The sequence below is a fragment of the Mycobacterium sp. 1081908.1 genome (assembly GCF_001673535.1).
Taxonomy (GTDB): domain Bacteria; phylum Actinomycetota; class Actinomycetes; order Mycobacteriales; family Mycobacteriaceae; genus Mycobacterium.
Window position 1 is genome coordinate 53,840 of the sequence record NZ_LZLY01000079.1, and the last position, 15,636, is coordinate 69,475.

The following is a 15,636-nucleotide window of genomic DNA, read 5'->3' on the forward strand; positions in this document are numbered from 1 at the left end:
TGGTAGAACCGGACGATCCGTGAATCGGCGCGCCATGTTTCGGGTGAAAGCGGCTGACATTTGCGATTTATTGACCGCACGTACGGTCTAATGCAATAGTTGCAGCGTGGCGCAAACGATCGCGGCGCGGGGCCGCAGGGCGGGGACCGGGATCGCCGCGTGGAGGGACCACGGTGCCGGCCCGTGCGCGCCGCACCCGGGGTCGCGCCGAGCACCAGCAGGCCGGAACGTGGCGCCGTCGAAACCCCCTCTGGTGCCCCGATTTTCGGGGCGCCGTTACTCTTCGGGCGAGGTCGCGAATCGGAATCACACCCGACGTCTCCGCCTCTCCCCCACGCCGCCGCGTGGCTCGCTCGAGCGGCGTGCAGACGAGTCGCGATTCGTTGTGCATTCGCCTCGAGGGCGGCGCCGATGACGACCACGCACTCGTTTGCCGGCAGGGTGGGCCAACGGATCCGGCCGGGCACGGAGGTGGCCGGCGGGTTCTTCCGGATGTGCGTGCTGACCGGCAAGGCCCTCAAGCAGCCGTTCGAGTGGCGCGAGTTCATCTGGACCGGCTGGTTCCTCATGCGGGTCTCGCTGCTGCCCACCATCGCGGTGTCCATCCCGGAAACCGTGCTGCTCATCTTCACGCTCAACCTGCTACTGGCCGAGATCGGCGCCGCGGACGTCTCCGGTGCCGGCGCCGCGATCGGCGCCGTCACCCAGCTCGGTCCGATCGTGACCGTGCTGGTGGTCGCCGGTGCCGGGGGCACCGCCATCTGCGCCGACCTCGGCGCCCGCACCATCCGCGAGGAGATCGACGCCCTCGAGGTGCTCGGCATCGACCCGATCCACCGGCTGGTCGTGCCGCGCGTCGTCGCCTCGACCATGGTCGCGGTGCTGCTCAACGGCCTGGTGGTCGCCGTCGGACTGGGCGGTGGCTACCTCTTCAGCGTTTACCTGCAGAACGTCTCGAGCGGCGCCTACCTGTCCACGCTGACGGCGCTGACCGGCCTGCCCGAGGTGGTCATCGCGTTCATCAAGGCCGCGACGTTCGGGCTGATCGCCGGCCTCGTCGGCTGTTATCGCGGGCTGATCGTCCGTGGCGGGTCCAAGGGTCTGGGCACCGCCGTCAACGAGACGGTGGTGCTGTGTTTCATCGCGCTGTTCGCGGTCAACGCGGCGCTGACCACCATCGGCGTCCGGTTCGGAACGGGGCGCTGATGACCGTTACCGCAGCGGCTTCCCCCGCGCCCGCCCGCCTCTCGTGGACCACCCTCAGTCGATACGGGGAAGCCCCGGCCCGGGCGCTGGTGGAGATCGGGCAGATGATCTGGTTCGCGCTGACCGCCGTCGGGCAGATCCCCTTCGCCATGCGCCGCTACCACAAAGAGATGCTGCGGATGGTCGCCCAGATGGGGATGGGCACCGGCGCGATGGCCGTGGTCGGCGGCACCGCCGCCATCGTCGGCTTCATCACCCTGTCCGCGGGCTCGCTGGTCGCCATCCAGGGCTACGCGACGCTGGGCAACATCGGTGTCGAGGCGTTCACCGGGTTCTTGGCCGCGCTGGTCAACGTGCGGTTCGTGGCGCCGGTGGCCGCCGGTCAGGCGCTGGCCGCGACGGTCGGCGCCGGCGCGACCGCGGAACTGGGCGCCATGCGCATCAGCGAGGAGATCGACGCGCTGGAGGTGATGAGCATCCGGTCGGTCGCCTTCCTGGCGTCCACCCGGGTGGTGGCGGGCCTTGTCGTCATCATCCCGCTCTACGGGTTGGCGATCACGCTGGCCTTCCTGTCCCAGCAGGTCACGACGGTTTTCTTTTACGGGCAGTCGGCCGGCACGTACAACCACTACTTCCACACCTTCCTGCGCCTCAACGACGTGGGCTGGTCGTTCGCCGAGGTGATCCTGGTCGCCGTGGTCGTGATGACCACCCACTGCTACTACGGCTACACCGCCAGCGGCGGCCCGGTCGGCGTCGGCGAGGCCGTCGGCCGGTCGATGCGGCTGTCGTTGATCACGATCGTCGTCGTCGTCGTGCTGACCGCGATGGCGGTCTACGGCAAGAGCCCGAACTTCAACCTCACGGTGTAACGGTCAATGACAGCCCCGACAGCCCCGGCCCCGCCGATCAAGGACCACCCGCCACGGATTCCGCCGTACAAGACGACGGCCGCGGTGTTCTTGGTGGTCGCCGCGGTGGTGTTGTCGTTCGTGTGGCTGCAGTTCCGGGGCCGGCTCACGCCGAAGACGCCCCTGACGATGGTGGCCCCCCGGTCCGGTTTGGTGATGGATCCGAATTCGAAGGTCACCTACAACGGGGTGGAAATCGGTCGGGTGGCCGGCATTTCGCAGATCCAGCGCAATGGCGTGCCGGCGGCCAAGTTCGTCTTGGATGTCGATCCCAAGTACATCGACCTCATTCCGGCCAACGTGGAGGCCAACATCAAGGCGACCACGGTGTTCGGCAACAAATACGTGTCACTGACCTCTCCGAAAGACCCCACGCCGCAACGCGTTACCACGCACCAGGTGATTGAGGCGCGGTCGGTGACGACGGAGTTCAACACGTTGTTCGGCACGATCACCTCGATCGCGGACAAGGTGGACCCGGTCAAGGTCAACCTCACGCTGGCCGCCGCCGCGCAGGCATTGTCCGGGCTGGGCGACAAGTTCGGGCAATCGATCGTCAACGGCAACGCCATCCTCGACGACGTCAACCCGCAAATGCCGCAGCTCCGCCACGACATTCAGCGGTTGGCGGCCCTCGGCGACACGTACGCCAACGCCGCACCGGACCTGCTGGACTCCCTCAACCACGCGGTGGTCACCGCGCGCACGCTGCACCGCCAGGAGGCCGACCTGGACGCCGCGTTGCTGGCCGCGGCCGGGTTGGGCAACACCGGCGAAGACATCTTCCGGCGGGGCGGGCCCTACTTCCAGCGCGGCGTCGCGGATCTGGTGCCCACCGCCCAGCTGCTCGACACCTACAGCCCCGAATTCTTCTGCACCATCCGCAACTACTACGACGAAGAACCCGCGGCCTTCGCGACGACGGGCGGCGGCAACGGCTACGCGCTGAGAACCATGACCGAGCTGACGTCGGGGTTGGGCGGCATCCTGACGCTGCCGGGACTGGCCGGCACCGTGCTCACCCAGGGGCTGTTAGGCCTCGCCGGACTGGTGGGCGGGGCGCCGAATCCCTATGTGTACCCGGACAACCTGCCGCGGGTGAACGCGCGCGGCGGGCCGGGGGGCGCCCCCGGTTGCTGGCAGACCATCACCCATGACCTTTGGCCCGCGCCCGAGTTGGTGCTGGACACCGGCGCCAGCCTCGCGCCGTACAACCACCTGGATACCGGCTCGCCGTACGCCATCGAGTACGTCTGGGGCCGCCAAGTCGGGGACAACACGATCAACCCATGAAAATCACCGGCTCCGCGATCAAGCTCGGCATCGTCTCGTTGGTGCTGTCGCTGATCACCGTCTCGATCGTGGTCGTGTTCGCCCAGCTGCGCTTCAACCGCACCAACAGCTATACCGCGGAGTTCAGCAACGCCAGCGGCCTCAAAGACGGTCAGTTCGTCCGCGCCTCGGGAGTGGAGGTCGGCAAGGTCAAGAAGGTGCGGCTGGTCGACGGCGGCCGCAAGGCGCAGGTGGACTTCGCCGTCGACCGCTCGATTCCGCTTTATCAGTCGACGACGGCCCAGATCCGCTACCTCGACCTGTTCGCCAACCGCTTCCTGGAACTCAAACGCGGCGACGGGGCGGGCGCCGACCGCGTGTTGCCGCCGGGCGGATTCATCCCGCTGTCCCGGACCTCGCCTGCGTTAGACCTCGACGCGCTGATCGGTGGTTTCAAACCCCTGTTCCGCGCGCTGGATCCGGAAAAGGTCAACACCATCGCGTCGGCGATCATCACCGTGTTTCAGGGTCAGGGCGGCACCATCAACGACATCCTCGACCAGACCGCGCAGCTGACCTCGCACATCGCTGAACGCGACGAGGCGATCGGCGAGGTGGTCAAGAACCTGAACACGGTGCTGGACACCACGGTTCGCCATCGCAAGGAGTTCGACCAGACGGTCGACAACTTCGAGCGGTTGATCACCGGGTTGCAAAACCACGCGGACCCGCTTGCCGCCGGCACCGCGAACATCAGCAATGCCGCGGGAACGGTGGCCAACCTGCTGGCCGACAACCGCGCGCTGCTGCACAAGGAGATCGACTACCTGCAGGCCCTCCAGCAGCCGCTCGTCGATCAGAAGGATCAGCTCGGCGACCTGATCCACAAGACGCCGACCGCGCTGAACCTGATCGGACGCAGCATCGGCCTGTACGGCGACTGGGTGAACTTCTACCTCTGCGACCTGACGATCAAGTGGAACGGGCTGCAGGCCGGCGGCCCGGTCCGCACGGTCAGGATCTGGCAGCAGCCCACGGGCAGGTGCTCGCCGCAATGAGGACGCTGACCGAATTCAACCGCAACCGTGTGGGTCTCATGGGCATCACGGTCCTGGTTCTCGGCGTCGTCGTTGGCCAAAGCTTCACCAGCGTCCCGATGATCTTCGCCAGTCCGAGCTACTACGGCCAGTTCACCGACACCGGCCAGCTCAACAAGGGCGACAAGGTGCGCATCACCGGCGTGAACGTCGGCAAAGTGGAGTCCTTCGACATCGACGGCGACCACGTCCTGATCAAATTCAACATCGGCGCCAACACCATCGGCACCGAGAGCCGGCTTGCGATCAAGACCGACACCATCCTGGGTAAAAAAGTCCTCGAGATCGAGCCGCGCGGAAACCAGACGCTGCGGCCGGGCAGCGTCCTGCCGCTGAGCCAAAGCACCACCCCCTATCAGCTCTACGACGCGAACTTCGACATCACCCGGGCCGCCGCCGGCTGGGACATCGACACCGTCAAGCGCTCGCTGAACGTCCTGTCGGAGACCATCGACCAGACCTACCCACACCTGAGCGCCACGCTCGACGGTTTGACCAAGTTCTCCGACACCATCGGTAGACGCGACGAACAGATCAAGCACCTGCTCGCCCAGGCCCACCAGGTGGCCGGCGTGCTCGGTGACCGCAGCGAACAAATCAACCGATTGCTGGTCAACGCGAAGACGCTACTGGTCGCGTTCAACGAACGCGGGCGGGCCATCGACGCCCTGCTGCAAAACGTTTCCGCCTTCTCGACCCAGGTGCAGGGATTCATCAACGACAACCCGAACCTCAACCCCGTGCTGGAGCAGCTGCACGCCATCACCGACGTGCTGGTGGCGCGCAAGGATGACTTGGCCCAAACCCTCACCTATGTCAGCCAATTCGCCGCATCGCTGGGGGAATCCGTCGCATCGGGACCGTACTTCAAGATCGTCCTGTCCAACCTGCTGCCGTACTGGATCCTGCAGCCGTTCGTCGACGCCGCCTTCAAGAAGCGTGGTATCGACCCGGAGGACTTCTGGCGCAGCGCCGGGCTGCCCGAGTTCCGCTGGCCCGACCCGAACGGCACCCGGTTCCCCAACGGGGCACCGCCGCCGGCACCTCCGGTGCTGGAAGGCACGCCGGATCACCCGGGACCGGCGGTCCCACCGGGAACGGCGTGTTCGTACACCCCGCCGGCCGACGCCCTCCCGCGGCCGTGGAACCCGTTGCCGTGCACGGGCGTAAACGTCGGCCCCTTCGGCGGCAGCTTCCCGGCACCGATCGACGTGCAGGGCGCACCGCCGAACCCGAACGGCCTGCCCCCGACGCCGGGGATCGCGATCGCCGGGCGCCCGGGTGAACCGCCCCCGGACGTGCCGGGCACACCGGTGCCGCTGCCCACCCAGGCACCGCCGGGCGCGCGCACCGAGAACCTGCAACCCGCCGGTCCCCCACCGCCACCGTCGACCTTCGCGCCCGGCCTGCCGCCGGGGCCACCCCCGCCGCCCGGACCCGGGAACCAGCTGCCGGCCCCGTTCATCAACCCCGGCGGCACCGGAGGCAGCGGCATCACGGGAGGTAACCAGAATTGAGTGCCGTCAACACATTCCGCAACCCGCGGGCCCGGAGGGTCGTCGGGGTGCTGGTGGTGGCGCTGGCTGTGCTCGCCGGGTTTCTCGGGGTGCGGCTCTACAACAAGTTGACGACCAACACCGTGGTCGCGTACTTCCCGGAGGCGAACGCGCTCTATGCCGGGGACAAGGTCCAGATCATGGGCGTCCGCGTGGGTTCGGTCGACAAGATCGAGCCGGCCGGCGACAAGATGAAGGTCACCTTCCACTACGACAACAAATACAAGGTGCCCGCCAACGCGTCCGCCGTGATCGTGAACCCAACCCTGGTGGCGTCGCGCAACATTCAGCTGGAACCGCCCTACAAGGGTGGCCCGGTGATGGCCGACAACGCGGTCATTCCCATCGAACGCACGCAGGTCCCGACGGAGTGGGACCAACTGCGCGAGAGCGTCGCCAACGTCATCAACAAGCTGGGCCCGACGCCCGAGCAGCCGAAGGGCCCATTCGGTGACCTGATCGAGTCCGCCGCCTACGGGCTGGCCGGCAAGGGCAAGCAGATCAACACCACCCTGAACAGCCTGTCGCGGGCGCTGACCGCGCTGAACGAAGGCCGCGGGGACTTCTTCGCGGTGGTGCGCAGCCTGGCACAGTTCGTCAACGCCCTACACAAAGACGACCAGCAGTTCGTCGCGCTGAACCAAAACCTGGCCCAGTTCACCGACAAGCTGACCGGGTCCGATCGTGAGCTGGCCACTGCGATACAGCAATTCGACGGCCTGCTTGCCACGCTGCGGCCGTTCCTGGACAAGAACCGCGGGGTGCTGGCCAGCGACGTCGGCAACCTCGCCAACCTGACCAACACGCTGGTGCAGCCTGATCCGCTGAACGGCCTGGAGACCGCCCTGCACGTCCTGCCGACGCTGGAGACGAACCTCAGCCAGATCTATCACCCGTCGCACGGCGCGGTGATGTCCATCCCGGCGATACCGAACTTCGCCAACCCGATGCAGTTCGTCTGCAGCATGATTCAGGCCGGCAGCCGGCTCGGCTACCAAGACTCCGCCGAACTGTGCGCGCAATACCTGGCGCCGGTCCTCGACGCGATCAAGTTCAACTACCTGCCCTTCGGGCTGAACCTGTTCAGCACCGCCGAGACGCTGCCCAAGGAAGTCGCCTACTCCGAGCCCCGGCTGCGGCCCCCGAACGGGTACAAGGACACCACGGTGCCCGGGATCTGGGTGCCCGATACCCCGTTGTCGCACCGCAACACTCAGCCCGGCTGGGTCGTCGCCCCGGGGATGCAGGGGCAGCAGGTGGGGCCGATCACGGCGGGCCTGCTGACGCCCGACTCCCTCGCCGAGCTGATGGGCGGCCCGGACATCGCACCGCCGCAGTCGGGCCTGCAGACGCCACCGGGACCGCCGAATGCCTACGACGAAAACCCCGTGTTGCCACCGATCGGCGTGCGGGCACCGCAGGTGCCGATCCCGCCGCCGGCACCCGGGCCCGGGGTGATCCCCGGACCGGTCGCACCGACACCCGCGCCCGCCGAGGCGGCCCCGGCGGCGGGATTGGGACCGTGAACACGCTGCGCACCTTCGGCATTCGCGTCCGATACCGGGCGCGGCAGGCGGTGGCCCTGCTGGTCGCCGCGGCGGCGCTGACGTCGTGCGCGAAATGGCACGGAATCGCGAATGTGCCGATGCCGGGCGGACCCGGCAGCGGACCCGGCTCCTACGTCATCTACGTGCAGATGCCCGACACGCTGGCCCTGAACGACAACAGCCGGGTGCGGGTGGCCGACGTCTTCGTCGGCACGGTGCGCGCGATCAGCCTCAAGAATTGGATAGCGACGCTGACGCTGCGGGTGGACAAGAGCGTCAAGCTGCCCAAGAACGCGACCGCCAAGATCGGGCAGACCAGCCTGCTGGGCTCCCAGCACATAGAGCTGGCCGCACCGCCCAACCCGTCGCCGGAGCCGCTGAAACCGGGCGACACCATCCCGCTGCAAAACGCGTCCACTTACCCCACGACCGAGCAGACGCTGGCCAGCCTCGCCATGATCTTGCGCGGGGGCGGCATCCCGAACCTCGAAACGCTGCAGGACGAGGTCTACAACATCGTGCACGGACGGGCCGACCAGATCCACGCCTTCCTCGGCAAGCTGGACACGTTCACCGCCCGGCTCAACGAGCAGACCGATGACATCACCCGAGCCATCGACTCCACCAACCGGCTGCTGGCCTACGTGGGTCCACGCTCGGACGTCATCGACCGGGTCCTCACCGAATTCCCGCCCCTGCTCAAGCATTTCGCCGACAAGCAGAACCTGTTGATCAACGCGGTCGACGCGACGGGACGGCTCGGCGGAGTTGCCGACCAATACCTGTCCGCATCCCGCGGCGACCTGCACCAGGACCTGCTGGCGCTGCAATGCCCATTGCGGGAACTCGGCCGTGCCGCACCATATCTGATCCGCGCGCTCAAGCTGATACTCGTCCGGCCGTTCGACATCGACGCCGTGCCGAAGGCGTTCCGCGGCGACTATTTCAACCTATCGCTGACGCTCGACCTGACCATGAGCTCCGTCGACAACGCCATCCTGACCGGGACCGGATTCTCCGGGGCGCTGCGCGCGCTCGAGCAGTCGTGGGGCCGCGACCCCGAAACGATGATCCCCGACGTCCGGTACACGCCGAACCCGAACGACGCGCCGGGCGGGCCGCTGGTGGAAAGGGCGGACAGAGGCCAATGCTGACCCCTTTCATCAAGCGTCAGCTGATCCTGTTCGCCATCCTGAGCTTGGTCACCGCGGTCGCGCTCGGCGGGTACTACCTTCGGATTCCCACCGCGGCGGGGCTCGGCCAATACACGCTGCACGCCGAGCTACCCGCGTCGGGCGGCCTCTACGAGACGGCCAACGTGGCTTATCGCGGCGAAACCATCGGCAGGGTCACCGATGTCGAGCCGACCCGGTCGGGCGCGCGGGTGACCATGAGCATCGCCAACCGCTTCCAGATCCCGATCGACGCGACGGCGAACGTGCACTCGGTCTCGGCGGTCGGTGAGCAGTACATCGATCTGGTGTCGCCCGGCAACCCGGGCAAGTACTTCCAGCCGGGACAGACCATCGCCAAGGGCACCATACCCACCGATATCGGGCCGGCTCTGGACGCCGCGAACCGCGGGCTGGCCGCGCTGCCCAAGGACAAGATCGCCTCGCTGCTCGACGAAACCGCCCAAGCCGTAGGCGGATTGGGCCCCGCGCTGCAGCGGCTGGTCGACGCGACGCAGGCGATCGCCGGCGATTTCAAGACCAACATCCAAGACGTCAACGACATCATCCAAAACTCCGGGCCGATCATCGACAGCCAGGTCGACTCGGGTGACTCGATCGAGCGGTGGTCGCACAACCTGGACATCCTGGCCGCGCAAAGCGCCGAAAACGACCAGCATGTTCAAAGCATCCTGACGCAGGGCGCGCCGACCGCCGATCAGGTCAACGCGGTTTTCGGCGACGTCCGCGAATCGCTGCCGCAGACGCTGGCGAATCTCGAGATCGTGCTGGACATGCTCAAGCGCTACCACAAGGGCGTCGAGCAATTGCTGGTCTCCTACCCGCAGGGCGCCTCGGAAGGCCAGACCGTGACGACGCCCTTCCCGGGCTACGCGTCGCTCGGCACCTCGCTGACGATCAACCAGCCGCCGCCGTGCCTGACGGGGTTCCTGCCGGCGCCGCAGTGGCGGTCCCCGGCGGACACCAGCCTGGCGCCGATGCCGTCCGGAACCTATTGCAAGATCCCGCAGGACACCCCGGCCAACGACGTCCGCGGCGCGCGCAACCTGCCGTGTGTCGATGTCCCCGGCAAACGCGCCGCGACGCCGCGGGAGTGCCGCGACCCCAAACCGTATGTCCCGGCGGGCACCAACCCGTGGTACGGCGATCCGAACCAGATCCTGACCTGTCCCGCGCCCGCGGCGCGCTGCGATCAGCCGGTCAAGCCGGGCCAGGTGATACCCGCGCCGTCCGTCAACAACGGCATGAACCCGGCGCCCTCCGACCGGGTGCCGGGGACACCGCCCCCCGTCAGCGATCCGTTGCAGCGCCCCGGGTCGGGGACCGTCCAGTGCAATGGGCAGCAGCCGAACCCCTGCGTGTACACCCCGGGCGGCCCTCCCGCGGCCGTTTACAGCCCGCAGAGCGGCGAACTGGTCGGCCCCGACGGCGTCAGGTACGCGGTCGAAAATTCGACCAAGACCGGGGACGACGGGTGGAAGGACATGCTGGCGCCGCCCCGTTGATTTCGAATCCGATCAAACCCGCTGGCTTACAGCGCTTTTGGGTTCCGTCTCGAGCTATGCACGTCCTCACCGCGCGTGCGTGCGTTCCGGCGAAGCCCCGTCGCGCGGCCCCCGCAACCGGTTCGACCGCCCTGACCAGGCCATTGACACTGACCGCACGTACAGTCATATACTGGGACATCGTCGGGTCGCCGGATCGCCACGCTCCCGGTCGGTGAACTACGGAGATCGGAGCCAAATGCCGGAAGCGATTGGCCTAGGCCAACTCCGGAGTGACGCGTGCGCGTATCTCGAGCGGGTCGCCGCAGGAGAGGCCATCGATGTCGTGCGTCGCGGCAAGCTGGTGGCGCGGATCCTGCCGGTGGGCGACTGGAGGGTGGCTCCGATCCCGGCACGATCCATCAAAGTCCCGCCATCCGACGCGGGCGGCTGGGTCGGGCTCGAGGAACTGCGAACGCGTGCGGGTCGGTGCTTCGACCGGGTAGCGGCCGGCGAGACGGTTTATGTCGTCCGCGGTGGCCGGATACTGGCGCGGATCGTGTCGGCCGGCGACCTGGCGACGATCCCGCTTCCCGCCGACGCCGGTCGCCGGATCGAGCTCGACGAGCTGCGCAAGCGTGCCGGGCGCTACTTCGACAAGGTCGCGGCGGGCCAGACGATCGAGGTCGTCCGCGGCGGCAAGCTGGTGGCGCACATCGTGTCGGCCACCGGGGACGCCGCCCGCAAAGGGGCCTGAGGGCTCCCTCCCCAAGGCCGGCGCCGCCTACGCCCGGACGAACGCGCCCTCGGGCAGCGGGCGTTGACATACCGCGCGCGCCTCCTCGGCGCTGAGCCCGAAAAGACGCAGAACGCTTTCGGTGACGCTGTCGGCGGCCCGGGCGTCGTCGCGATCCGGGTTGTCACGCAACAGCTTTCCCAACCCCAACAGCGCGCCGCCCGCCATGAAGAGGGCAAGTTCGGGGTCGTCGACCGAGAACCTCCCCGCGTCGATGCCGGCCTTGATGTCCCGCAACGCCCGTGGGGCCAGGCCGCGATCGGACGAGAGCAAGGCCAGCCCATTGGCGAGCAGGATTTCGCTCTCCTGCGGGCGCCGACGGAACAGCCGGCCGATCAGCCGGAAGCTGGTGGCGAAAATCTCCGCCGGGTCCTCGATCGACTCGGTCAGCCGATCCAGCATCGCTCCGTGCGCGTCGAGCACGTCGGCGACCGCGGCCTCGAACAGCTGCTCCTTGCTGTCGAAATGGTTGTAGAACGAACCCATCCCCACGTCGGCCGCCTGGGTGATCTCGAGAACGGGCACGTTGATCTTTCCCTCGGCGATCAGCCGCTGGGCCGCCCCTATCAACGCCGCCCTGGTGCGCTGTTTGCGCCGTTCCAGGCGGCTGGGTGGTTCCGTGCCCTCGGGCATCGCGCTCATGTTTAGCAGTATGCATCACTTTTGAGGAATTCGTCAGATTAGTCTTGACGGCGCGTCACCCAGTATGTGACGATTTCGTCAGTTAGCTTGGAGATGGCCCATGAAGATGACACCCGCCCACCGCGGCCTGCACAGCGAGCAGGGAGCGCTGCCCGGCGAACACCCCGGACGGTGCCGCAATCCGGTGATCAAGGTCGCCGACATCGCGTGGCTCGAGTTCGAGAAGCCCGACCTCACCCGCGCCGAGGCGTTCTCCCGCGCGTTCGGCTTCCAAACGGCGCGGCATGATCCCGGCGAGCTTCAGCTGCGCGGCACGCGGGCCGGCGCGCCATGCGTGATCCTGCGGCGGGGGCCGCGCACCCGATTCGCCGGCGTCGCGTTCCGCGCCTGCGACGAGGCCGACGTCCTGCGCCTGGCGGACAAATCCGGCGCCCCCGCGCGGCGGCTGCCGGAGAACGTCGGCGGCCTGGCGGTCGACCTGATGGATCCCAGCGGCATGCCGGTCCGCGTCGTCGCCGGCATGCACGAGCTGCCCGAGCTGTCCGACCAGCGGCCCCACGCTTTCAATTTCGGATGCGACGTGCGCCGGACCAACGCCGCCCAGCGACCCCCGCGCGTGCCGGCCCGGGTGCAGCGGCTGGGCCACCTGGTGGTCCAATCGACGAAGTACCTCGAGGCACTGGACTGGTACCTGGAAAACCTGGGGCTGATAGTCAGCGACTTCATGTTCTTCCCGGGCCAGCGCTTCCGGGGCCCGACCATGAGCTTCATCCGGTGCGACCGAGGGTCGATCCCGGCCGATCATCACACGCTGGCGATGGCGCTCGGGCCGGCCAACCGGTATCTCCACTCGGCGTACCAGGTGAGCGATCTCGACGCCCTGGCCGCCGGCGGCGAATACCTCTCGGACCGAGGCTATTTCCGCTCCTGGGGAATCGGCCGGCACATCCAGGGCAGCCAGATCTTCGACTACTGGCGCGATCCCGACGGTTTTCTGGTCGAGCACTTCGCCGACGGGGATCTGTTCGACAACACCCTGGAGCCCGGGTGGGCGCCCTTCACCGCGTCCGGCCTGGCCCAGTGGGGACCGCCACCGACCAGGGACTTCCTCGGAACGGACCTGAAATCGGCTCGCCACGAATTGGTTTCGATGATCGCCGCGCTGCGCGAGCGCAACGAGTTCGATGTCACCCGCCTCCGCGGCCTACTGAAAGTGCCCACCTCATGACCGTTTCCGTGCTGCACACCGCCGACGGCTGGTGGCTCAAGACTCCCGACGGCGCCGCGAAGATCGAGACCGCCGCCACCACCACCGCTGCCCTGCTGGCCGACCGCGCCGCCATCGCAGCCGCTGCCTCCGGCGGCGACCCCGTCGATGTGGCCAGCCTGGCATTGGTCTCTCCCGTCACCCGGCCGTGCCGGGTGATCGCACAGATGACCAACTTCGCGTCGCACGTCAAAGACGCCGGCATGGACCCGGCGTCCATTCCGCTGACCTTCTTCCGAAAGGCGTCGGCGTCGATCACCGGCCCGTTCGACGAGATCGTCAAACCCGCACACGTCAGGTTCCTCGACTACGAGGTGGAGATCGGGCTGGTCATCGCCCGCGAAGTTCCCATCGGCACAACCATTTCCGAGGCCAACCTCGCCGAATTCATCGCCGGGCTGGTCGTGACGAACGATGTTTCCGCGCGCGACATCCAGCTTCCTCAAACCCAGTTCTACGAGGCCAAGTCCTATCCGACGTTCACTCCCGTCGGTCCGGAGCTGGTGCTGCTGACGGCCGACGAGCTCAAGCGTTTCGGGGATCTGCGGCTGCGGCTGAGCGTCAACGGCCAGGAACGGCAAAACGCACTCGTCGCGGGCGACATGCTCTACCGGCCGCTGGAAGCGCTGCAATCACTGACCCAATTCCAGGAACTCGCTGCCGGCGACCTGGTGCTCACCGGAACCCCGGTCGGCACCGCGCTCAGCGCCCCGCCGAAGCCGGTGCAGATGATCTCGAACCTGTTGCCGCCTTCGGTCAAATGGAAGATGTTCTTCAAGGGTCAGGCCGGCAACCGCAACTACCTGAGCGACGGCGACGTCGTGGAGGCGTCGGTGGCCACCGATGACGGGGCCATCGATCTCGGCACGCAGCGCACGCAAGTTCGATTCACATGAGCGACGACGCTGCTCCGCATGTTTCGGTGGTGATCGTCGGCGCCGGACCGACCGGTGTCACGGCGGCCACACTGCTGGCACAGCACGGGGTGGACAGTCTGATCCTCGACCGCTGGCCCGACGTGTACCCGCAGCCGCGCGCCGTGCACGTGGACGACGAGATCTATCGCGTCATCGCCCGACTTGGCATGGCCGAGGAGTTCGCGGCGATCTCCCGGCCCACCCTCGGTTTGCGGTTGGTGGACAACCGGTTCCGGGTTCTCGGCGAGTTCCACCGCGAGCCCTCCCAAAGCCGGAACGGGTTTCCCCAGGCCAACATGTTCGACCAACCGGAGTTCGAGGTGCTGCTGCGCGCGAACCTCAAGCGCTATCCGAACGCCCAGTTGCGCGGGAACGCCGAGGTCACCACGGTGAGCGACTCTGGACGAGGCGCGCGAGTCACCTTCATCGACCGAACCGACGGCCGGGCGCACCATATCGACGCCGACTATGTGTTGGGGTGTGATGGCGCCAATAGCCTTGTGCGCGCCGAAATCGGTTCGGCCATGCGAGATTTGAAGTTCGAGCAGCGATGGCTGGTGGTCGACATCGCCAGCGACGCGGACCTGCACCAGTGGGACGGCGTGCACCAGGTGTGTGACCCGGTGCGCGCCGGAACCTACATGCGCATCGGACCCGCCCGCTACCGGTGGGAGTTCCGGTTGCTGGACGGCGAAAGTGCCGACCACTTCGGCGCCTTGGAGACGTTGCGACCGTTGATTGCGCCCTGGATTACCGAGGTCGCCGACTCGGAGATGACGCTGCTGCGCGTCACCGAGTACACGTTCCGCGCGCAGATCGCGGATCGGTGGCGCCGCGGCAACGTCTTCATCCTCGGTGACGCCGCGCACCTCACTCCCCCGTTCATCGGGCAGGGCTTGTGCGCCGGAATGCGGGACGCGGCCAACCTGGCCTGGAAGATCGCCGGGGTCCACAACGGCACGCTCGGCGCGAGCGTTCTGGATTCCTATGAGCGGGAACGCAAGCCGCACGCGCGGCAGATGATTCGGCTGGCGCTGGGCGTCGGCTGGGCCATGACCGGCGGCGGGCGGGTGGGCAACGTGGCGCGCCGTGTGGTTCTCCCGCGGCTGCGGCTGATCCCCGGCCTGCGCGACAAGGTGATCGACTCGACCACACCGGCGCTGCGCGCCTCCGCGCTGGTGTCCAAGCCGCGCCGAACGCGCGGGCTCGCCGGCACGCTGTGCCCGAACCCGCTGCTGCCCGGCGGTCGACGGCTCGACGACGAGATCGGCACCGGTTTCGCCTTGATCACCACCAATCATCCCGGCGCCGGCGACCAAGCGCAGCTTGGGCGCCGCGGCGTCGTCGTGATTGCCGCCGAGCCCGGCAGCCCGCTGGGAGTCTGGCTGCGCCGTGGCCGCGCCACCGCGGCGTTGGTGCGCCCGGACCGCACGGTCATGCGCGCGGGCCGCGACCTTGCGGGGATCTGTGCGTGGACGGCCGGCCCATCACCTCATCGATGCGGCGGAATCGGCCCAACTCGTCGTGGTCGGCAGCCACGGCAGAGGCGGTCTCACGGGCATGCTGCTGGGCTCCGTCAGCAACACGCTGCTGCATTCGGTGCGAATTCCGGTGATCGTCGTGAAGCCTGCGTAGCCGTCGCTGGGCGCCTTAGCCCGCGCGCAGGGCGGTGGCCGTCCACGCACAGATCCCCGCAAGGTCGCGGCCCGCGCGCATGACCGTGCGGTCCGGGCGCACCAACGCCGCGG

Annotated in this window: 12 protein-coding genes and 2 pseudogenes; 13 read left to right on the forward strand and 1 reads right to left on the reverse strand. The window is 67.8% G+C overall.

The window, feature by feature from the left end:
- Positions 1-492: 492 nt before the first annotated feature.
- From A5655_RS11360 to A5655_RS11400, 9 genes are all read left to right on the forward strand, one after another.
- Positions 493-1,206, forward strand: a complete 714-nt coding sequence (locus A5655_RS11360) for an MlaE family ABC transporter permease (RefSeq protein WP_369807206.1) — start codon at positions 493-495, stop codon at positions 1,204-1,206.
- Complete coding sequence (locus A5655_RS11365; RefSeq protein WP_067009722.1) at positions 1,206-2,078, forward strand: ABC transporter permease; 873 nt, start codon at positions 1,206-1,208, stop codon at positions 2,076-2,078. Before A5655_RS11360 ends, A5655_RS11365 begins: the two co-directional genes overlap by 1 nt.
- Before the next feature lie 6 nt (positions 2,079-2,084).
- Positions 2,085-3,410: an MCE family protein gene (locus A5655_RS11370; protein WP_067009725.1), complete on the forward strand. Its 1,326-nt coding sequence runs from the start codon at positions 2,085-2,087 to the stop codon at positions 3,408-3,410.
- The gene (locus tag A5655_RS11375) at positions 3,407-4,447 is read left to right on the forward strand and encodes a virulence factor Mce family protein (protein ID WP_067009728.1); all 1,041 of its coding nucleotides are present in this window, start codon (positions 3,407-3,409) and stop codon (positions 4,445-4,447) included. The genes A5655_RS11370 and A5655_RS11375 overlap by 4 nt, the downstream gene beginning before the upstream one ends.
- Positions 4,444-6,003, forward strand: a complete 1,560-nt coding sequence (locus tag A5655_RS11380; RefSeq protein ID WP_067009730.1) for a virulence factor Mce family protein — start codon at positions 4,444-4,446, stop codon at positions 6,001-6,003. Before A5655_RS11375 ends, A5655_RS11380 begins: the two co-directional genes overlap by 4 nt.
- A complete protein-coding gene (locus A5655_RS11385; RefSeq protein ID WP_067009733.1) occupies positions 6,000-7,568 on the forward strand; it encodes a virulence factor Mce family protein in 1,569 nt (522 codons plus the stop codon). The genes A5655_RS11380 and A5655_RS11385 overlap by 4 nt, the downstream gene beginning before the upstream one ends.
- Entirely contained in the window at positions 7,565-8,743 is a 1,179-nt protein-coding gene (locus tag A5655_RS11390; protein ID WP_231999135.1) for a virulence factor Mce family protein, read from the forward strand. Before A5655_RS11385 ends, A5655_RS11390 begins: the two co-directional genes overlap by 4 nt.
- The gene (locus tag A5655_RS11395; protein WP_067009736.1) at positions 8,737-10,287 is read left to right on the forward strand and encodes an MCE family protein; all 1,551 of its coding nucleotides are present in this window, start codon (positions 8,737-8,739) and stop codon (positions 10,285-10,287) included. Before A5655_RS11390 ends, A5655_RS11395 begins: the two co-directional genes overlap by 7 nt.
- Positions 10,288-10,525: 238 nt before the next feature.
- Positions 10,526-11,023 (forward strand): type II toxin-antitoxin system Phd/YefM family antitoxin, encoded by a 498-nt coding sequence (locus A5655_RS11400; RefSeq protein ID WP_156764821.1) that lies wholly within the window; start codon positions 10,526-10,528, stop codon positions 11,021-11,023.
- A gap of 27 nt (positions 11,024-11,050) precedes the next feature.
- Here A5655_RS11400 and A5655_RS11405 read toward each other — a convergent pair whose 3' ends face one another.
- Entirely contained in the window at positions 11,051-11,704 is a 654-nt protein-coding gene (locus tag A5655_RS11405; protein ID WP_067009741.1) for a TetR/AcrR family transcriptional regulator, read from the reverse strand.
- 100 nt (positions 11,705-11,804) lie between these two features.
- Here A5655_RS11405 and A5655_RS11410 point away from each other — a divergent pair, with 100 nt between their 5' ends.
- The 4 genes and pseudogenes from A5655_RS11410 to A5655_RS28665 all read left to right on the forward strand — a co-directional run.
- Complete coding sequence (locus tag A5655_RS11410; protein WP_067009744.1) at positions 11,805-12,932, forward strand: VOC family protein; 1,128 nt, start codon at positions 11,805-11,807, stop codon at positions 12,930-12,932.
- Positions 12,929-13,867 carry a fumarylacetoacetate hydrolase family protein gene (locus A5655_RS11415; protein ID WP_067009747.1) on the forward strand — a complete coding sequence of 313 codons (939 nt, stop codon included), beginning with the start codon at positions 12,929-12,931 and terminating at the stop codon, positions 13,865-13,867. The genes A5655_RS11410 and A5655_RS11415 overlap by 4 nt, the downstream gene beginning before the upstream one ends.
- Positions 13,864-15,363 (forward strand): annotated as a pseudogene (locus tag A5655_RS11420) (bifunctional 3-(3-hydroxy-phenyl)propionate/3-hydroxycinnamic acid hydroxylase); the annotation flags it as partial. The gene A5655_RS11415 and the pseudogene A5655_RS11420, both read left to right, overlap by 4 nt.
- Before the next feature lie 31 nt (positions 15,364-15,394).
- Positions 15,395-15,523: pseudogene (locus A5655_RS28665) on the forward strand (universal stress protein); the annotation flags it as partial.
- Positions 15,524-15,636 lie beyond the last annotated feature (113 nt).